The organism is Acinetobacter endophylla (assembly GCF_053543775.1).
Window position 1 is genome coordinate 77,686 of record NZ_JBLVOM010000240.1, and the last position, 19,127, is coordinate 96,812.

The 19,127-nt window shown below is 41.9% G+C and carries 17 protein-coding genes and 1 pseudogene; 5 read left to right on the forward strand and 13 right to left on the reverse strand.

What is annotated here, in order from left to right; genetic code table 11:
- Positions 1-73 precede the first annotated feature (73 nt).
- Positions 74-949, reverse strand: coding sequence for a MetQ/NlpA family ABC transporter substrate-binding protein (locus ACNPNW_RS10340; protein WP_005263086.1), 876 nt, complete (start codon positions 947-949; stop codon positions 74-76).
- 604 nt (positions 950-1,553) lie between these two features.
- Entirely contained in the window at positions 1,554-2,114 is a 561-nt protein-coding gene (locus ACNPNW_RS10345) for a GNAT family N-acetyltransferase (protein ID WP_420937250.1), read from the reverse strand.
- A 67-nt stretch (positions 2,115-2,181) separates the two neighbouring features.
- On the opposite strand from ACNPNW_RS10345, the gene ACNPNW_RS10350 reads away from it, so the two are divergent.
- Positions 2,182-2,613: a hypothetical protein gene (locus ACNPNW_RS10350; RefSeq protein ID WP_420937251.1), complete on the forward strand. Its 432-nt coding sequence runs from the start codon at positions 2,182-2,184 to the stop codon at positions 2,611-2,613.
- On the opposite strand, the gene ACNPNW_RS10355 is transcribed toward ACNPNW_RS10350, so the two are convergent.
- Positions 2,575-3,397 (reverse strand): IS5 family transposase gene (locus ACNPNW_RS10355; RefSeq protein ID WP_325756114.1). Its coding sequence is split into 2 segments (ribosomal slippage): positions 2,575-3,015 and positions 3,017-3,397, totalling 822 coding nucleotides; the frame shifts between segments, so codons are not numbered across the junction. The genes ACNPNW_RS10350 and ACNPNW_RS10355 overlap by 39 nt on opposite strands.
- Positions 3,398-3,535: 138 nt before the next feature.
- Here ACNPNW_RS10355 and ACNPNW_RS10360 point away from each other — a divergent pair.
- The gene (locus ACNPNW_RS10360; protein ID WP_420937252.1) at positions 3,536-4,108 is read left to right on the forward strand and encodes a hypothetical protein; all 573 of its coding nucleotides are present in this window, start codon (positions 3,536-3,538) and stop codon (positions 4,106-4,108) included.
- A gap of 57 nt (positions 4,109-4,165) precedes the next feature.
- Here ACNPNW_RS10360 and purD read toward each other — a convergent pair whose 3' ends face one another.
- From purD to ACNPNW_RS10400, 8 genes are all read right to left on the reverse strand, one after another.
- Positions 4,166-5,449, reverse strand: coding sequence for a phosphoribosylamine--glycine ligase (gene purD, locus ACNPNW_RS10365; protein WP_420937253.1), 1,284 nt, complete (start codon positions 5,447-5,449; stop codon positions 4,166-4,168).
- A 127-nt stretch (positions 5,450-5,576) separates the two neighbouring features.
- Complete coding sequence (purH, locus tag ACNPNW_RS10370; protein ID WP_191112734.1) at positions 5,577-7,151, reverse strand: bifunctional phosphoribosylaminoimidazolecarboxamide formyltransferase/IMP cyclohydrolase; 1,575 nt, start codon at positions 7,149-7,151, stop codon at positions 5,577-5,579.
- A 95-nt stretch (positions 7,152-7,246) separates the two neighbouring features.
- Positions 7,247-7,516, reverse strand: a complete 270-nt coding sequence (gene fis / locus ACNPNW_RS10375) for a DNA-binding transcriptional regulator Fis (RefSeq protein WP_001086304.1) — start codon at positions 7,514-7,516, stop codon at positions 7,247-7,249.
- Positions 7,517-7,914: 398 nt separating this feature from the next.
- Positions 7,915-8,790, reverse strand: a complete 876-nt coding sequence (locus tag ACNPNW_RS10380; RefSeq protein ID WP_420937254.1) for an MJ0042-type zinc finger domain-containing protein — start codon at positions 8,788-8,790, stop codon at positions 7,915-7,917.
- Between the two features lie 15 nt (positions 8,791-8,805).
- Complete coding sequence (prmA, locus tag ACNPNW_RS10385) at positions 8,806-9,711, reverse strand: 50S ribosomal protein L11 methyltransferase (RefSeq protein ID WP_005100866.1); 906 nt, start codon at positions 9,709-9,711, stop codon at positions 8,806-8,808.
- 131 nt (positions 9,712-9,842) lie between these two features.
- Positions 9,843-10,730, reverse strand: a complete 888-nt coding sequence (locus ACNPNW_RS10390) for a bile acid:sodium symporter family protein (protein WP_420937255.1) — start codon at positions 10,728-10,730, stop codon at positions 9,843-9,845.
- Between the two features lie 87 nt (positions 10,731-10,817).
- Positions 10,818-11,705 (reverse strand): bile acid:sodium symporter family protein, encoded by an 888-nt coding sequence (locus ACNPNW_RS10395; protein WP_224215723.1) that lies wholly within the window; start codon positions 11,703-11,705, stop codon positions 10,818-10,820.
- A gap of 144 nt (positions 11,706-11,849) precedes the next feature.
- A complete protein-coding gene (locus ACNPNW_RS10400; RefSeq protein ID WP_004279893.1) occupies positions 11,850-12,317 on the reverse strand; it encodes a hypothetical protein in 468 nt (155 codons plus the stop codon).
- Between the two features lie 254 nt (positions 12,318-12,571).
- On the opposite strand from ACNPNW_RS10400, the gene mnmG reads away from it, so the two are divergent.
- From mnmG to ACNPNW_RS10415, 3 genes and pseudogenes are all read left to right on the forward strand, one after another.
- Positions 12,572-14,452 (forward strand): tRNA uridine-5-carboxymethylaminomethyl(34) synthesis enzyme MnmG, encoded by a 1,881-nt coding sequence (mnmG, locus tag ACNPNW_RS10405; protein WP_420937256.1) that lies wholly within the window; start codon positions 12,572-12,574, stop codon positions 14,450-14,452.
- A gap of 314 nt (positions 14,453-14,766) precedes the next feature.
- Positions 14,767-15,973: pseudogene (mhpT, locus tag ACNPNW_RS10410) on the forward strand (3-(3-hydroxy-phenyl)propionate transporter MhpT).
- Between the two features lie 133 nt (positions 15,974-16,106).
- Positions 16,107-16,433, forward strand: coding sequence for a hypothetical protein (locus ACNPNW_RS10415; protein WP_005100855.1), 327 nt, complete (start codon positions 16,107-16,109; stop codon positions 16,431-16,433).
- A 49-nt stretch (positions 16,434-16,482) separates the two neighbouring features.
- Here the strand turns inward: ACNPNW_RS10415 and glnG are convergent, their stop codons facing one another.
- Together glnG and glnL are read right to left on the reverse strand one after the other, a co-directional pair.
- Positions 16,483-17,958 carry a nitrogen regulation protein NR(I) gene (glnG, locus tag ACNPNW_RS10420; RefSeq protein WP_004646710.1) on the reverse strand — a complete coding sequence of 492 codons (1,476 nt, stop codon included), beginning with the start codon at positions 17,956-17,958 and terminating at the stop codon, positions 16,483-16,485.
- Positions 17,945-19,054: a nitrogen regulation protein NR(II) gene (glnL, locus tag ACNPNW_RS10425; protein ID WP_004646711.1), complete on the reverse strand. Its 1,110-nt coding sequence runs from the start codon at positions 19,052-19,054 to the stop codon at positions 17,945-17,947. Before glnL ends, glnG begins: the two co-directional genes overlap by 14 nt.
- Positions 19,055-19,127 lie beyond the last annotated feature (73 nt).

The window sequence follows — 19,127 nt, forward strand, 5'->3', positions numbered from 1 at the left end:
GTCAAAAACTGCATCACGGATAAAAAAACAGGCAAGAAATCGTCCTTGCCTGTTCTAAAAGTCTATTATAGTACTATTTTGATTCAGTTAAATACGTCACAGGTTTGTTTACCGCAACTTTAGTACCACCAAAATGCTCATCAACATATGCTTTTACTGCTGGCGTATGATACAACGCACCCACTTTTTGCAGGACTGGATCATTTTGACGATCTGCTGCAACCGCTAATACGTTGACGTTCATTTTTGTGCTTTGATCAATCGGCTCATAGTAAATCGCATCTTTCAATACGTTTAAACCACCTTCCATTGCCAAGGTATTGCCCAGCACAATCGCATCAACTTCGTCTTTTACGCGTACTGCAGTCGCCATTTGAATGGGCTTAATCACGATTTGTTTTGCATTTTCGGTCACATCAGACGTTGTGCCTTTGACATTGTCGAAACCAGCTTTTAATTTAACCAGGCCTGCTGATTGTAAAAGTAATAATGCACGTGATTCGTTTGCGCCGTCGTTAGGAATAGCAATGGTTGCACCAGTTTTAAACTCGTTTAAAGATTTCACTTTGCTTGAGTAAATACCCATTGGCTCTAAATAAGTGGTAGATAGAGGTACAATTTTGGCTGTGTTGGCATCGTTGTAAGCCACCATATAGGCATAAGACTGGAATGCATTCACATCAATTTCTTTGTTGGCTACTGCCGTGTTCATTGACACATAGTCAGTAAAATTTTTCACATCAAGTTTGATACCGGCTGCTTTGGTTTCAGGCAGGGTCGCGATATAACGCCATACGTCTGCATCTGAACCGGTCGAAGCCATAGTTACAGTTTGAAGACCATTAGCATCTTTGCTTTGCGCTGCATCAGTGGCAGGCGCTTCTTGTTTACCACACCCAGTTAAAGTCAATACAGAGGCACTCAAGATAACGCCAAGTAACTTTTTCATGAAATTGTCCTAATTCTATTCTTGCCTAAAGTATAAGCATTTTTAAATCGTGTTAAATAAGAGTTTTATTACGATCTAAGTAGGTGGCTTGATCATTGCTGAGGAGGGCTTGAGATCGGAAGATGCAAGCGTGCAGCAACAGTTCTGGTGAACTTGATCAAGTCAGAGGCAGCCCAAATCTGATGTACTTGATCTATTTTGGAGAGAGAAAATAGATATTTTATAAGTACATGCCAAGGTTTATGTGCTCTGAAGTTGCGGATATCATAGCAATAAATCTATATTCGATATACTGGATAAAAAAGCCTTGCTTATCTCTTTAGTCGAATATAAAAAAAAGATCTTTTAAAGAAAATATTAATTAAAACAATATATTATTTATATTGAAAATATAGTTTTAATGGATGTGTTTAAATAGTGATCTTTATAAGATTTTGTAAGATAGAAATATAAAAAATGCATATAGATAAATATAAAAAAATATCTGATTTTTTGGGAAATGAAGAAAATTCGATCATTAACGAGATAAATCTTTCCTTTATATTAACTAAGCGAGTCAGTATCTGATCTTGGTTTCCTCAGGTCATGATACTGCAAGCTTGTTTTAACAAAAGGGAATATAGAGATAATCCGAACGCTGTTTTTCATAGAGTACGTGTCTACACAAGATATGATCGGCAGGTACAAGCGGATGATCAAACTCTCCCACTTTTTCTAAGCCAATGTTTTGCATGACACGTTCTGATGGCGTGTTAACGCATGCAGTAAAAGAAATGACTTTCTCGAGTCGTAGAGTTCTAAAAGCATATTTCAGTACCGCTTTGGCTCCTTCAGTGGCATAGCCTTGATTCCAGTATTGCGGTAGCAAGCGCCAGCCAATTTCAGGTGCATCGGCAATTTCAAATTCAGGTGGATGTACGTGTAAGCCAATAAATCCGATGAATTCGCCTGTCGCTTTGAGTTCTACGGCAAAGAGTCCCCATCCACGCGTTTTAATAGCAGTACGAATACGTTCAAGAAAAGCGGTTGCCTCAGTCGCATCGAGTTTTTTAGGGAAGTAGCGCATGACCTCATCATCTGCACACATTTGGATAAATGGGGTAGTGTCGGATTCTTGCCATTGGCGCAGGATCAGGCGAGGGGTGGTAATTGAAGCTGATGACATATACTTAGACCAAGATATAAGATGTTATCTATTAATCATCAAAATTTAATATAACATGGATGAAATTATGTTGGATGATCAACAGATTCAGAATCAAGAAACGCAAGTTTGTAGTAATCCTGCTTGGATGGTTCATCTAAAACCTTTTTCAGCAATCATTAGTGAACAACAACCTAGGATTAATTTTTCATTAGATCAGATCAATAACAATGATTATGAGGGAATGCAACTATCAAAAGTAATCGGAATTCTTTCTTTAGAAAGTGATGATAGTTTAGGTGCTTTAATTAGTTATAACGGAGCAATTGCAATCCCTCAAAGCGAAAATTTTCCAACACGCATTGATGGTATTACTAAATTAAATGAGATTTTGTGTTGCCTGTTATTAGGTGGGATCCATGCAGAGGTCTTGCATCCTCATGAGTTAGATGTAGGTACATTAGATCTCTTGCGAAAGTCATTATTGAAAATTTATCCGGTTTACCAATGCAGCTATTAAGTTGACGCGTAAACCAAATCTTTTCCGTCTATTTCGATAGCGTTCACTTAATATTCTAAATGTTTTCAATTGACTATTGATGTGTTCGATCACAACTCGTATTTTTCCAATCATTTTATTGTACTTTTTCTCAACATCAAATAAGGGTAAATTCTTCTTTTTCTTTATTGGCATCAATAATTTAAAGCCATCTTTCTCTAATCCATAGTAACCTAAATCGGTCATAACATATTCACAATGTTTGAATTTCTTAACCGTTTTTCTTGCCAGTTTAATGTCATGCTGACTGCCATTCGATATATCTAGCCCTATGATTTGTTTGCTCTTCGGATGATAGATCACTTGTACTTTTAGCGTATGTTTCTTCTTTTTACCACTGTAGAACTTACTCTGATTTTTTTTTCGGGCGTTCTATTGAACATTCTGTGGCATCAATAATGACCCAGTTAAAGTGTTCGTCTGCTGTGGTAATGCTTCGTTTTGGCAGAGTAAAACGTCTTGATTTCATTAATGCATCTTCAACTTTTTTAATGGTTCGATTCACATTGCTTTCAGCGATATGGTAATTTGCCGCCAATTCCAGTTGAGTGCTGTAGTTCCGTAAGTAATTGAGCGTTAATAACAACTGATCCTCTAAATCTAAAGTATGAGGACGACCTGATTTCTTTTTGAGTGATTCTGCTTTTTCTAAAACATCTACCATTTCGGTAAAAACTGGTCGAGGTACGCCAACCAGGCGTTTAAATTCAGAATCTGAAAAACGGTTTAATTTCTGATATCTCATGAAATCTATATTGAGGTGGTTTTTACTTTCGCAAGAGGTCTATTATATGAAAAGCGAAGTTTATTTTCTAATTTGCCATCGCTTCATAATCAATTAAGGTGCAATTGGGCATCTATATCTGAACGATATCTACCGTTGATGCATCCTAGAGTTTTACATTTTAATGATCTAAGACTCGCTTATAATGCTGGGCAGGAAATAATTAAGTCAATTCCATCTTTTACACCATTCTTTCTATTAAATGGTTATACATCTTTAATTAATCAAAACAATAATGATGCGCTTAATAATTTGTGGATTGTAGTTGAGCAAATTACAGAAATTTTATGGAAGAAAATTTATATTAAATGTAAGGATAGCTATCCAAGACAAGTAAGATGTTTACATACAACATGGGAAGAAGCTAAGTTTTTAAAAAATATAGCAACTAAGCATAAACTTTTAAGGTTAGCCAAAATTATCTCAAGACAAAATTATAAGATATTAGAGAGTGCTCGAAAATCTCGAAATAAACTAGTGCATAGTGGAAGACGTCCAGAATATGAAGTAATTTTTGAATTGTGGGGAATATTATCCGAGTTGCTTGAGCTAGCTACTTGTAGAAGAAATATAGGTCTTAGAAAAATAAAAGTCGGGAAAGAATTAAACTGGAGTAATCCACAAGATACTAATTTTGATGAATGGAAAGAATTAGTAGCTCAAATGAAATAAAAATTACTAATTAAAAACCCCGCACTTAGCGGGGTTTTTACTTAACCAAAATTTAGATTAAGCATTTTCACGCGCAATCGCACGGTAACCAATGTCTTTACGGTATTGAACGCCGTCGAATGTCACTTTTTTGCAAAGTTCTAAAGCTTTTGCTTGTGCTTCACCAATGGTATTACCCAGTGCAGTCACGCAAAGTACACGACCACCAGCAGTCACGATCTCACCATTTTCATTGGCTTTAGTACCTGCATGGAACACTTTCGCATCTGCCATTTCAGTGTCTAAACCTGAAATCACATCACCATTGCTAGACGTTTCAGGATAGCCACGTGACGCAAGTACGATACCGACAGTCTTGCGCTCATCCCATTCAGCTTCCGCAGGTAAGTTACCAGCAATACCAGCTTCAACCAAATCAACTAAAGATGATTTTAAACGCATCATGATTGGTTGAGTTTCAGGGTCACCAAAACGGCAGTTAAACTCGATCACTTTAGGTTGACCTTGTTCATCAATCATCAAGCCTGCGTATAAGAAACCTGTGTAAACATGACCATCTGCTTTCATGCCGTCAACAGTCGGACGCATCACTTCTTTCATGGTTTTTTCAAATACGTCAGCCGTCACAACAGGAGCAGGAGAGTAAGCACCCATACCGCCAGTGTTCGGACCTTGGTCGCCTTCAAAAATACGTTTATGGTCTTGAGAAGTTGCCATCGGCAAGATGTTGTCGCCATCAATCATACAAATGAAAGATGCTTCTTCACCCGCAAGGAATTCTTCGATCACAACGCGAGAACCTGCATCGCCAAACTTGTTACCTGCAAGCATGTCATCAATTGCTGCAAATGCTTCTTGATTGGTCATGGCAACGATTACGCCTTTACCTGCAGCAAGACCATCGGCTTTGATCACGATTGGCGCGCCATTTTTCTCTATAAATGCTTTAGCGGCATCTACTTCAGTAAACACGTCATAGAAAGCAGTTGGAATGTTGTGACGTTTTAAGAAGTGCTTGGCAAAAGCTTTAGAGCCTTCAAGCTGTGCAGCAAACTGCGTTGGACCCCAAATTTTTACACCAGCTGCACGGCAAGCATCAACCACACCATTCACAAGTGGTGCTTCAGGGCCGACAATGACAAGTTCAACTGCATTGCTTTTTGCAAAGTCGATAATCGCAGCATTGTCTAAAATATTTAAGGCAACATTTTCGCATTTATTTTCTGTTGCAGTACCTGCATTACCCGGTGCTACAAATACTTTTGCGACTTTATCATCTTGCGCGATTTTCCATGCAAGTGCATGTTCACGACCACCATTACCCAAAACTAAAATATTCATTAAAAAAAATCCTTCTGAAATAGAATCCCCCTAAATCCCCCTTTGATAAAAGGGGGACTCCCTTCGCTCTACTATGATATAGAAAACCCTCCTTTATTAAGGAGGGCTAGGGAGGATTTAAAATTAATTAGTGACGGAAGTGACGCATACCAGTGAACACCATTGCAATACCAGCTTCGTCAGCCGCAGCAATCGTTTCTTCATCACGCATAGAACCACCCGGTTGGATAATGCATTTGATACCCGCTTTCGCAGCGTTATCAATACCATCACGGAATGGGAAGAATGCGTCAGATGCCATTACCGCACCTTCAACTACTAAACCAGCATGTTCAGCTTTGATTGCAGCAATACGAGCTGAGTTTACACGGCTCATTTGGCCAGCGCCTACACCAATGGTTTGACGGTTTTTGGCATAAACAATCGCGTTAGACTTCACGTATTTCGCCACTTTCCAAGCGAAGATCATGTCGTCAATTTCTTGTTCAGTCGGCGCACGTTTGGTGACTACTTTAAGATCATCTTTCGTGATCATGCCCAAGTCTTGGTCTTGAACCAGTAAACCACCGTTTACGCGTTTGTAGTCAAGTTGCGATTGACGCGCATCGATTGCTGGAAGTTCGCCACATACAAGTACACGTACGTTTTTCTTCGCGCCTGTTACTTCAAGAACACCTTCAGCAATGCTCGGTGCAATGATTACTTCAACAAATTGACGGTCGACAATCGCTTGTGCAGTTGCAACGTCTAATTCACGGTTGAATGCAATGATGCCACCGAAAGCAGATTCAGGATCTGTTGCATACGCAAGATCATAAGCTGCTTGAATACCGTCTAGAGACACTGCAACGCCACATGGGTTGGCGTGTTTAACGATCACACAAGCAGGCTTCGTAAATGATTTCACACATTCAAGTGCTGCATCAGTGTCCGCAATGTTGTTATAAGAGAGTTCTTTACCTTGAAGCTGTTTCGCTGTTGAAACAGAAGCTTCAGTCGCTGTGTCTTCTACATAGAATGCAGCAGCTTGATGCGGGTTTTCACCGTAACGAAGGTCTTGAACTTTGTTCAATTGAGTATTGAAAGTACGTGCAAACTTGTCTGCCTGACCTTCTTCTTTACCTACGCGAGCGCCTAAGTAAGATGCGATCATGCCGTCATATTGTGCAGTATGTTCAAAGGCTTTCACCGCTAGGTCAAAACGAGTTGCATGAGATAAAGCACCCTCAGCTTTAAGCTCAGCTACAACGGTTGCATAGTCAGATGCATTTACGATGATACCTACAGATGCATGGTTTTTTGCCGCAGCACGAACCATGGTAGGACCACCGATGTCGATGTTTTCGATGGCATCAGCAAGTGAACAGTTTGGTTTTGCTACTGTTGCAGCAAATGGATAAAGGTTTACAACGACTAAATCAATAGCATCAATGTTGTGTTCAGCCATCACAGCTTCGTCTAGACCACGACGAGCCAGGATACCCCCATGAATTTTCGGATGTAGTGTTTTTACACGGCCGTCCATCATCTCTGGAAAACCTGTATGCTCCGAAACTTCAACTACAGCCACATTATTGTCTTTCAACAATTTGTAGGTACCACCTGTAGATAAAATTTCTACCCCTAGAGCAGCAAGTTCTTGTGCAAATTCAACAATACCAGTCTTGTCAGACACAGAGATTAAAGCGCGTTTAATAGTCATGATCTTCGTCACAGTTTTCAAGGAACAGAATAAAACAAAATCAGCAATTTACAGGTTAAAAAAAATGCCTGCGGAAGCCGCAAGCATTTTATCATTTATTCACTCATTAAACCGTGAGCTTTTAACTTTTTACGTAAAGTACCACGGTTGAGTCCGAGAATCTCGGCAGCACGTGTTTGGTTACCACGTGTATATTCTAGAACTACAGATAGAAGAGGTTTCTCCATTTCTGCTAGCACCATGTCGTATACCTGAGATGGTTGCTCGCCCTGCAGTTGTGCAAAATAGTGGCGAACTGCGCGATCTACGTGGATACGTAAAGCAACATCAGATTGTGCAGTAAAAATAGGAGATTTGCTATTCATGCGAATTAATCCGAAAAACAAATATCACTTGGGTAAAGTGATATATAAAAGTGGTCTAGAAATTGAAATGAACTCCATTTTAGATCCTAAAACGGAAGTTCTAAAACTTAGTCATTACATTGAGCCTGTAGCTTGACACATCTCTGCGATTTGGTCGAAAAATAAGCGTAACAATAGTTAAAGTTTTGTTACTGACCAAAATCAAAACAAAAAAATCTGCACGATACGCAATAAATTTTATAGCGCATTAGGCAAGACTGTATTTGTTGTGAAAAAGTCGCGAGGAGTTGCAGCACATAGCTTTCGTGGCGCGTATCATACCATTGTCTAAGCAAAAGTGAGCAAGAAAACTGCATTTTTTTTAACTTTTTTTAATTTTTTAATGCTTTCTCAGCAGATTAGGGGCGAATTATTTCCAAAGTATAGCGATCAAAGCTTTTACGATCGACTGGAAGCTTAAATTTGAATTTAAACGGGCTGTTTTTTGGGATGCGCTGAATATTGACCAGACTTTCAATCAGGTACTCTTCGGAGGACAGGTTATAAGTTGCAATCACTTCACCGCGATGTTCCAGATTGATTCTTAAAATCGGTAAGGCCAGGCTACGGTCATGAAAATTGATCAGCTCACCGCTAAACTCAGCTTCATTATTACCGGTTGCCTTGATTTTGACTTTATTGGCCTGAATTAGTGTGTAGTATTTTTCCAGATTGGAACAATTAAACACTTCACAGGCACTGTTAAAAGCCAGACTCATGACGTGACTGTTTTTGATGTATTGCGGATTGAACCAGAAAAATTGAAATAGCAGCAGGCTGAATAGTGACAGATTGAGTAAACTCCAGCCTAGATAGTACATTGGCCCGCGTTTAGTCTGCTTTTCTGCCTGATCTTCCCAGTTCATGCTCGGCAGAACTGAAATCGGCTCGGTACTGAAATAATTCAGGTTATTTAAATAGGTTTCCAGATCAATATTGGAATGTTCAACTTTTTGGTCAAAAATCTGTAGCAGGCTATGACGATGCTGCTGATCCGTGTGATAAACACCTGAGTTATTTTGAGCATCAGTTTTGATGAATTCGCTGGAGTTCGACTGAGCCTGAGACATTGAGACGGTGACCGAATTCCGGGTTTCGGTCACCAAATGCGATAAGGCATTAAATGAGGTGGTACATTTGGGACAGCAAACCATACCCTGCGCAACGGTGAGTTGAGCAACTGTGACCTTATAGGTGGTGGAACAGGTAGGGCAATGGGTTCTTTTGTCACTCATGGATTATTTATAGGCTCATTCGTTCTTATGGCGTTTACCCGAGATACGGCACCAGTGCTCATCTCGTTTTTCTACCTCTAATATATCAAAATAATTTGAGTAAATGCTAGTAACATCAGCAACTTGCTCTTCGATAACTCCAGCAAGTGCGAACTGTCCCTCAGATTTAATTAAAGTTGCGAACTCAGGAGCCAGCATCATCAGTGGTGCTGCCAGAATATTGGCAACAAATACGTCAGCTTTGGTATTACCGAGCTCATCTCTAAATTCTTCTGGCAATCCGACATAGAGTTTGTCCAGTACGCCATTCAGTTCAGCATTTTGCTGAGTCGCCAGTACAGCTTGTGGATCGATATCAGTGGCATATGCTTTTTTCGCACCTAATAGCAGTGCAGCTACCGCGAGAATGCCTGAACCACAGCCATAATCGATAACAATTTTATCTTTCACATCAATCTTGCCCAGCCATTGTAAGCACAGGAAAGTTGAAGCGTGGTTGCCTGTTCCGAAAGCCAGACCTGGATCAAGCTTGATATTTACCGCATCGGCATCAGGTGCTTCCATCCACTCCGGTACGATCCAGTATTTATCAGCAATCTGAATTGGCTCATAGGCATCCATCCAGGTGCGTTCCCAAGCCTGATCTTCAATCAGTTCATGACGGATCGGAGCATCTGGCATTTGTGCACGAATAAAGGTTTCTAGTGCGGCAACATCGATTTCTTCGCCTTCTTCCTGCGCATAAATACCGGTCACAATCACTTTATTCCAGAGTGGTGTTTCACCTGGAAGTGGTTCCAGCAAATCCTGGTTTTCAGCATCATCCAGAGTCACACTCACTGCGCCTAGCGAGCTGAGTAATGTCTCAGTAAAATCAACCTGAGCCTGTTCAACCGTAATATGAATTTGTAACCACTTCACAGAAATAACCTTTATACATTTTTCAAAAAGCTATTGTAACGGAAGTTCAGACTCAACGCTGCTATCTTCTTGATCCATTCCCAAAATAAAAAGGATGCCTGAGGCATCCTTTGAACAGTTCCAGAGCTTATCTAATCCAGATTCGTTAAAGGTGTTTGCGCCGGGAGTGGTGCAAGCCGATTCAATAGACTGCCAAAAATTGCAGCAAAGATATACATAAAGATAGAATAAACCGCGGCTGGGATCGCCACAGCAGCACTGCCAATCACGGTCAGGGCAATGGTCATGGCGAGGGTGCTGTTATGAATGCCAATTTCAAATGCACTGGCACGGGCTTGAGCGCTATTAATATTCAGTAGTCGCGGAATCAGATAACCAATACTCAGGCTCAGGATGCAGAACAAGGCAGTCGCCAGACCCACCTGGGTCAAGTATTCACCGATATTGCTGCGCTCTTTGATGAGTGTGGCAATAATAATCAGCACCAAAAAGCCAATCGAAAAAATCCGCAGCGGCCGATTCAGTTTTGCTGTCACGCCTGGTGCATAGCGCCGAATCAACATGCCAATTCCCACCGGAATCAGGATGATCGCAAAGACTTGCAGAATCTTGCCGAATTGCAGGCCAACTTGCTGGCTATCCTGCATAAAATGCATGATCGAAAAATTAATAATTAAAGGTAAGGTAATCGCTGCGATGACTGAGTTGATAGCAGTCAAAGTGATATTGAGGGCTAAGTCACCTTTAAACAGATAGCTAAACAGGTTGGCTGTTGCACCCCCGGGCGAAGCCGCCAAGAGCATCAACCCGACTGAGAGTAATGGGGTTAAAGCGAATAGCTTGCAGAGTAAAAAGGCAATGCCAACCAGAATAACCAGTTGGCAGAACAATGCTATAAATACGGCTTTGGGGTGACGAGTGACACGGCTAAAGTCCCGAGGCGTCAGTTCAAGGCCCAGTCCCATCATGATGATTGCAAGTGCCAGCGGCAGTAATATCGTTATAAGGCCAGAATCCATCTGTATGCTCCTTGTCGAAAATTGTTTTAATACTTCTGATTTTCTTTAGAAAAGCATACAGCCTTATAGCAGAATCAGCCAAATAAATTACAAATCTGATAAACGACTTTTATTGCTATACACCACTTGCTGGCGACTAATCAGCACACCGAAAATAGTGGCGAAACTGTACATGAAAATTGTATAAATGCCTGCAGGAATAGCCATCGTGACATTATTTAAGACCGATATCGCAATCGTCAGCGCAATGGCAGTGTTATGAATGCCAATTTCAAAGGTACAGGCGCGTGCCATTTTCTCTGGGATACCCATGAGTAAAGGAATGCAATAGCCAATAAACAGGCTGGAAAAACATAAAATCGCAGTTGCTGCACCAATATTGGCAAAGTATTCGACCAAATTCGAACGTTCTCTGAAAATGGCGAATATCAATAGGATGGTTAGAAAACCGATAGAGAGTAAGCGCATGGGCCTGCTGACAGTAATTGACAGGTTTGGAAATTTGGCCCGAAGCAGCATACCCATGATCACGGGAATCAAGGTAATTAAAAAGACCTGCATAATCTTTTCAACTGGAAAAGTCACGTTTGAGTCATGACTCATAAAGTAGTGTAAGGACAGATTGATAATAAAGGGCAGGGTAAAAATAGAGATGATGGTATTAATGGCGGTTAGAGTAATATTCAGTGCCACATCACCTTTATATATGTAGCTAAATAGGTTCGCGGTTGGGCCACCAGGTGAGGCGGCTAGCAACATCAGACCTACAGCAAGCAAAGCGGGCAAGTCCAAAATCAGACAAATAAAAAAAGCAACGCTGGGTAATAGGACTAACTGCGCAAATAAAGTAATAAAAATGACTTTAGGATAGCGACTTAAGCGCAGGAAATCTTTGATAGTGAGTTCTAGCCCCAGCCCCATCATCATAATTGCCAATGTAATTGGCAAAAAAACGCTAAAAAACCCCGAATCCATGAATTTGCCTTTTTATTATGCATTTATAGGTATATTTCCAGTTTAGCCTAGATGAATAAATAAGCAATAAAAAACGGGCAAAATGCAATCACTTTGCCCGTCAAAGCTTTTACTTGAAATCTAAACTATTTAGATATATATCGGCTACATACCTGGCTGGCCTTGCATTGGTGAATCAGGCTGTGCTGGCTGGTTCATCTGATGCTGCATAGGCTGGTTTTGCATATGTGGCTGCATCGGTTGGCTTTGCATCTGAGATTGTCCCTGAGGGCGTGGTGGCATAAAGCCTAATGCACATTTACCTTTGACTTCGGCACCATTGATGGTGGCAGTAGTCGCACCACTGTTGCCGCTACAGGTACTCATGAGTTCGGCTTCATCGCCTTTGATTGAAGCATTTTTGGATGAAGCGAAAAACTGCGGCTCACAGGTACCATTCCAGATAATGCCACGATAGGCAAAACTGACTTGTGCACCTTGGGATTTGCCTTTACAAACCTGTTGGTACTTTTGTGCATTATAAATGGTTTCGACCTTATCATTCGCTGATGCAGCAAATGGCGCAAAACATAAACCACATAGAACGGTTGAGAGGAAAATATTCTTATTCATCTTTTATACCTTTGTTTGTAATGTAACCAACATATAGATTAAAAAATGCGCGAGATTAAACAATGCAAATCGAGTAAATTTCTCAGCTTATATGTTTAATTTATATAGTTCCTCTGCAAAGTTAAATTACAGTGCTTTATTGTTATGCGAGTTAAGTGCGATTTATCTCAGGATAAATTCAACTGAATTTGTCTACTTTAGAGTGAAATTTGCTATAATGCTCAGCTATTCTTTTTTATCTCTCAATTACCACTATGCATTATCCTAAAGTATACGATGTCATTGTTATCGGTGGCGGTCACGCCGGTACGGAAGCGGCTCTGGCTGCAGCGCGTATGGGTCGACAGACTTTACTCTTAACTCATAACATTGAGACTTTAGGGCAGATGAGTTGTAACCCGGCCATCGGTGGTATTGGTAAATCGCATTTGGTGCGTGAAATTGATGCCTTGGGCGGTGCGATGGCACTGGCTGCCGATAAAGGCGGTATTCAATTCCGTATTTTGAACTCGCGTAAAGGTGCTGCAGTACGTGCAACACGTGCGCAGGCGGACCGTGTACGTTATAAAGCGGCTATTCGCGAAACATTAGAAAACCAAGCAAACCTTGATATTTTTCAGCAAGCCGCAGATGACCTGATTGTTGAAGGCGATACTGTAAAAGGTGTGGTTACCCAAATGGGTATCCATTTTGATGCTAAAACTGTGGTGCTGACAGCAGGTACTTTCCTCGGTGGTGTCATCCACGTCGGTCTGGAGAAATCTAGCGGTGGTCGTGCGGGTGATCCGCCGTCAATTTCCTTGGCACATCGTTTGCGTGAACTTCAACTTCCAGTGGGTCGTTTAAAAACAGGTACACCACCGCGTATTGATGCACGTTCAGTCGATTTCTCTGTGATGACGCCACAGCCGGGTGATTTCCCGTCTCCAACCATGTCATTCATGGGCGATGCATCAATGCATCCTGAGCAGGTAAATTGCTATATCACGCATACTAATGAACGCACACATGAAATCATTCGTGGCGGTTTAGACCGTTCACCAATGTACACTGGTGTGATCGAAGGTGTGGGTCCACGTTACTGCCCATCGATTGAAGATAAAATTCACCGTTTTGCCGATAAAGATTCTCACCAAGTCTTTCTGGAGCCTGAAGGCCTGGATACACATGAGCTTTATCCAAATGGTATTTCGACTTCTTTACCGTTCGACGTTCAGTTTGAACTGGTTCGCTCGATCCGTGGTATGGAAAATGCGCACATTCTCCGTCCGGGCTATGCCATTGAATACGATTATTTCAACCCACAAGCGTTGAAATTTACCCTTGAAACCAAAGCAATTAATAACTTGTATTTCGCCGGTCAAATCAACGGCACAACCGGTTATGAAGAAGCGGGTGCGCAGGGTTTGCTTGCAGGCTTGAACGCTGCACGCCGTGCTTGGGATCAGGAGCAATGGACGCCAAAACGTGATGAAGCGTACATGGGCGTACTGGTTGATGACCTGATCACACTCGGTACCAAAGAACCGTACCGCATGTTTACCTCACGTGCCGAATACCGTTTGATGCTGCGTGAAGATAACGCAGATCAGCGTTTAACAGCAATTGGTCGTGAAATGGGTCTAGTGGATGATGCACGTTGGGCAGTGTACTGTGAGAAAATGGAAGCAGTAGAAAAAGAAACGGGTCGTTTACAACACCTGTGGGCTGCACCAAACAATCCAATGGGCAAGAAATTCGTTGAGATGACCGGTGCAGACCTGTCTAAAGAATGTTCGGCGATCGATTTGTTGAAACGTCCAAACATTTCATTTGCTCAAATTGCAGAGTTAACCAATTCTGAAGTATCACCATTTGTCGGTGAGCAAATTGAAATTGCAGTGAAATATGCGGGTTATATTAATCGTCAGCATGAAGATGTCGCACAAATGAAACGTCTTGAAGAAACCCGTATTCCTGCGGATTTCGATTATGACATCGTGTCAGGTCTGTCCCGTGAAATTACCCTGAAACTGAAAGATGTTCGTCCTGAAACATTGGCGCAAGCCAGTCGTATTCCAGGTGTAACCCCTGCAGCAGTTCAACTGGTGATGATTACAATTCGTAAGAATGCACAAGCAAAGAAATCTGCTTAAGATTTTGCGCTAAAAAAGCCCGCATTAAGCGGGCTTTTTATCGGCTTGTAGTTTTGTATAAGTTTTGACTATCGTTGAATTAAAAATAACTACTATTAAATTAAGTTATTGATAAATATATATAATAAATATTGTTAAGATGTATTAAGTCTATAAATACAATCTTTTAGGTCTAATTTAGATGATATTTACACATGCTGATGTGCTTAAACCCGACTATTGTCGTGCTATTTCTCTATCAAGATTAGGTTAAGAATAATGCAACGGATCGTCAGACTATCAAACGGTTTGTGAATTATTGATGGAGATCAGTCATGGCACAGTCATACAGCGAAAAAGCCCAAAAAATATTAACGATATTCTTATGTTTCTGGGTCGCATTTTTTGAAGGTTTTGACCTTCAAGCTCCCGGGATTGCGGCGAAAGGAATTGCAGCAAGCTTTGGTTTAGATCAAATCCAAATGGGCTATGTATTTAGTCTGGGTGTCTTTGGAATGCTGTTTGGCGCATTCTTTGGCGGACGTATTGCAGATTATCTAGGACAAAAGAAAGTCCTAATGCTTTCTGTGACTATTTTTGGTCTGTTCATGTCGTTGACTGCAATTGCGCCAAGCATCGAAGTTTTATATGCAGCGCGTTTCTTTACTGGTTTGGGTTTAGGTGCGGCAATGCCAACCATGATTTCAGTCGTCGGTGATGAAGCAACGGAAGCCAACCGTGGCAAGCTAAATAGTCTGATGTATTGTGGTTTGCCGGTAGGGGCGATCTTTGTTGCCGGTCTGGCCATGTTGCTTCCGGAGATTCAATGGCAAACCTTGTTCCTGATTGGGGGATTAACGCCTTTAGCACTGATTCCATTGATGGCATTTATTCTTAAAGATAAGCCTAAAGTGAATGCGGGAAGTACCGGTTTCTGGCGAAGCTGTGCCGGGAATGGCTGAGGTGTTGTTCAAGCAGCAACAGTATAAAAATACAGTGCCTCTTTGGGTTGGTTTCTTTTTTACCTTGATGATCAATTATATTTTGATCAGCTGGTTACCTAACTTGCTTATGGAACAAGGTTTGCAGAAACAACAGGCATTTCTGGTGATGTTGGTGTTCCAGGTGGGCGCGGTTATTGGAACCCTGAGCCTAGGTTATTTACTGGATCGTTTAAAGCTTTGGCAAATGGCGACCATCATTTATAGTGGCTTGTTTGTTGCCTTGGTATTGTTATTCACCACAACTTCTATTCCGTTATTAATTTTGGCGGGAGTCATGGGTGGCATTTTCTCTACGGGTGGTCAATCTATTCTATATGGGATCTCACCGATTTTTTACTCAGGCGCAGGCAAAGTGACAGGCGTGGGCAGTGCGATCTCTTTAGGGCGTTTAGGGGCGATGACTGGACCATTATTAACTGGAAAAATTCTGGCATTAGGTTTGGGCACCACAGGTATTCTTGTGGCAAGTTTACCAGCAGTGGTCGTATCGGCAGTAGCCGTCACTGCACTATCACGTTATAAGGCTGCTCATAAGTAATTAATCATTGAGATCTATCAAGACAAAAAGGGAATCTGAAAATTCCCTTTTTTATCGTCGAGACTTTTAATTGAATAAAGTCAGTCCATAAAATTTGCTAAAATATACGAATAGCAAACAGATTGATTTTTATATGGCTTATCAACTTATTCCACTCTCGATTCAGGCCACTGATAATATTGCCTGTCCACATTGTCAGCACAACGTGATTGATTGGGCAGAAGAGCAATATGTGCAACCTTGTGAGCATACCCTGTTTATTGCCATGGATATCGGCTTTGAATATATGACCGATGAATTCGAGCACAGCATGCCGCGTTCTGTAGATGATCTGCATGCCAATGATGATCAGGTGAATATGCTGGATGAAATCACCCAGGCGACTTATCCAGATTATCTGATCTATAAGTCTGATCTGGGCATAGATGGGTATTTCCGCTATGTGGGTTTTACTGCATAAATTATCATTAATAAAAAAGCGCCAATCGGCGCTTTTTTATATGGAAAAATTAACTTTCTATTTCTTCTTCGATTTCATCATCCGTGGTATCCATGCCCAGTTCTTTAAGCTTGCGCGTTAAAGTATTGCGACCCCAACCTAAAAGTTCTGCGGCATGACGTTTACGGCCACGGGTTTGTTGCAAGGCTGCATTAATCAAGGTGCGTTCAAACATCGGCGTTGCAACATCCAGAAGTTTCATCTCGCCGTTTTTGAGTTTCTGCATCGCCCATTGACCCAGCAATTCATCCCAGTGATGCGGTGCGATCTGGTTCAGCGTTGGAATTGGCGCGCCCGGATCCTGCTGATGAATTGGAATCTGTTTCAGCTCAGGTGGCAAGTCTTCAGGATAGACTTCACGACCTGTGATCATGACAGTCAGCCAGCGACAGGTGTTCTCAAGTTGACGCACGTTACCTTGCCACGGCAATTTCTGCATATATTCCTGGGTTTCAGGACGCAGAATCTTTGGATTGACCCCAAGTTCCTTCCCGGCACGTGCCAGAAAATGCTGCGCCAACATCGGAATATCTTCACTGCGATGTGCCAGTTTTGGAATATGAATACGAATTACATTCAGGCGGTGATACAAGTCTTCCCGGAAACGACCATCATGGACCAGTTTTTCCAGATCCTGATGTGTCGCTGCCACGATACGCACATCGACCTTAACCGGAATATGACCGCCAACACGATAAAACTCTCCATCAGCTAGGACACGCAGTAAACGGGTCTGGGTCTCAAATGGCATATCGCCAATTTCATCTAAAAACAGCGTGCCGCCATTGGCCTGTTCAAAACGACCCTGACGTTGGGTGTTAGCACCGGTAAATGCACCTTTCTCATGGCCGAACAGTTCAGTTTCGATCAGGTCTTTTGGAATCGCCGCCATATTGAGGGCAATAAAAGGTTTTGAACTGCGTGGTGAATGACGATGCAGGGCATGAGCTACCAGTTCTTTACCTGTACCAGACTCACCATTAATCAACACGGTAATATGCGATTGTGATAAACGGCCAATGGCACGAAACACTTCCTGCATGGCAGGCGATTCACCAATAATCTCGGTAGATTGAATTGGTGGGGCGGCTTTTGCTGATTCTTGTTGCTGTAGCTTGGTGATATGTAAAATCGCACGATTTACCAGCGCCAGTGCTTCATCAATATCAAAAGGCTTAGGTAAATATTCAAAAGCACCGGTTTGATAACTGGATACAGCCGACTCTAAGTCTGAATGCGCCGTCATAATAATCACAGGCAAGTCAGGATAATTGTGTTTAACCTTGCCCAGGAAGGTAAGACCATCAATTCCTGGCATACGGATATCGGTCAAAATCACATCGGGTGCTTCCAGACTCAGTTGATCCAGTGCAGATTGTGCTTCTTCAAAACTGGTAACGTCCAGACCTTCCTCTTTAAACGTCTTTTCCAGTACCCAGCGCATGGCGCGATCGTCATCAATCACCCATATTTTATTTCGCGACATGATTTGACTCCCAAGGTAAATATAAGCTAAAGACGGTTTTTCCAGCTACCGACTGACACTCGATCATGCCGTTGTGCTGATGAATAATATTTTGAGCAATACTGAGGCCCAGTCCGGTCCCTTTGGCACGGCTGGTGACCAGCGGATAAAACACCGATTCGATAATCTCTTCCGGCACACCTGGGCCATTGTCTTCAATATCAATCCGTACCACAGAGCGGTGAATCACCCCGTTAATAGTAAAAAGACGCTGGATCCGGGTTCTTAAAATCAGTTCCGGTTGATGTTCGACAAAGAATTCCTTGTTTTCGGTCATGGCCTGTACGGCATTGGCGCAAATATTCAAAATGACCTGAATCAATTGGTCACGGTCTGCCAGAACTTCCGGTAAGGACAAGTCGTAATCCCGGATAATCTTGATTTTCTTTTTGGTCTGGTTGGCAATCAGTGAACGTACACGTTCCAAGGGTTCATGGACATTGACCAGTTCATAGCTCGGAAGCTGGCGTGAGCCGAGCATGGTATCGGCCAGATTTCTCAGTCGATCCACTTCGCTAATGATAATGTCGGTAAATTCTTTGTATTGTGGATCATTCAAACTACGTGCCAGTAATTGAGTCGCGCCACGAATGCCACCGAGTGGATTTTTGATTTCATGCGCGACACCGCGAATCAGCTGACGCGCTACCTGATGCTGTTGCAGCAGATTTTCTTCGCGTGAAATTTTTAACATGCGATCGCGAGGATTGAGTTCGATGAGCAGTAGCGGATGATAAGGTTTACCCAGATTTAGCTGAGAAACAGTGTAGTCGACATGAATGTCTTTAAAGTTGACCAGAATAGTGGCTTCGCGGCGTGTATAAGGTTGTCCCGTAGTTAAAGTATTATTCAGGGCTTCTTCGGTATTGAACTCATCTGTCGGGTTTTGCAAAATATTGAGCACAGATGTGCCGCTCGCGCGGAATAAGCTCACATCAAATAAGGCTTCACAGGCAGAATTCAGATAATAAATATTAAGATCGCGGTCTATCAATAAGATACACGTGGTCATATTGTCCACTAAAGCACGATAGTCGATCGGAATAATTTGATCCATTCGCGGGTTTGTTCCTGTATTAAAATGGCGCAATGGCATCTTCATAAAGCAATTTAATCAATTTTAAGTTCTG

Excerpts from the sequence above, each read along its gene's own strand:
- glnG (WP_004646710.1), bottom strand. The coding sequence starts at position 17,958 with ATGTCGCGAAATAAAATATGGGTGATTGATGACGATCGCGCCATGCGC.
- ACNPNW_RS10350 (WP_420937251.1), top strand. The coding sequence starts at position 2,182 with ATGTTGGATGATCAACAGATTCAGAATCAAGAAACGCAAGTTTGTAGT.
- ACNPNW_RS10415 (WP_005100855.1), top strand. The coding sequence starts at position 16,107 with ATGGCTTATCAACTTATTCCACTCTCGATTCAGGCCACTGATAATATT.
- purH (WP_191112734.1), bottom strand. The coding sequence starts at position 7,151 with ATGACTATTAAACGCGCTTTAATCTCTGTGTCTGACAAGACTGGTATT.
- mnmG (WP_420937256.1), top strand. The coding sequence starts at position 12,572 with ATGCATTATCCTAAAGTATACGATGTCATTGTTATCGGTGGCGGTCAC.
- ACNPNW_RS10390 (WP_420937255.1), bottom strand. The coding sequence starts at position 10,730 with ATGGATTCTGGCCTTATAACGATATTACTGCCGCTGGCACTTGCAATC.
- purD (WP_420937253.1), bottom strand. The coding sequence starts at position 5,449 with ATGAATATTTTAGTTTTGGGTAATGGTGGTCGTGAACATGCACTTGCA.
- ACNPNW_RS10380 (WP_420937254.1), bottom strand. The coding sequence starts at position 8,790 with ATGAGTGACAAAAGAACCCATTGCCCTACCTGTTCCACCACCTATAAG.
- ACNPNW_RS10395 (WP_224215723.1), bottom strand. The coding sequence starts at position 11,705 with ATGGATTCGGGGTTTTTTAGCGTTTTTTTGCCAATTACATTGGCAATT.
- ACNPNW_RS10400 (WP_004279893.1), bottom strand. The coding sequence starts at position 12,317 with ATGAATAAGAATATTTTCCTCTCAACCGTTCTATGTGGTTTATGTTTT.
- ACNPNW_RS10360 (WP_420937252.1), top strand. The coding sequence starts at position 3,536 with ATGCATCCTAGAGTTTTACATTTTAATGATCTAAGACTCGCTTATAAT.
- glnL (WP_004646711.1), bottom strand. The coding sequence starts at position 19,054 with ATGGATCAAATTATTCCGATCGACTATCGTGCTTTAGTGGACAATATG.
- ACNPNW_RS10345 (WP_420937250.1), bottom strand. The coding sequence starts at position 2,114 with ATGTCATCAGCTTCAATTACCACCCCTCGCCTGATCCTGCGCCAATGG.
- ACNPNW_RS10340 (WP_005263086.1), bottom strand. The coding sequence starts at position 949 with ATGAAAAAGTTACTTGGCGTTATCTTGAGTGCCTCTGTATTGACTTTA.
- fis (WP_001086304.1), bottom strand. The coding sequence starts at position 7,516 with ATGAATAGCAAATCTCCTATTTTTACTGCACAATCTGATGTTGCTTTA.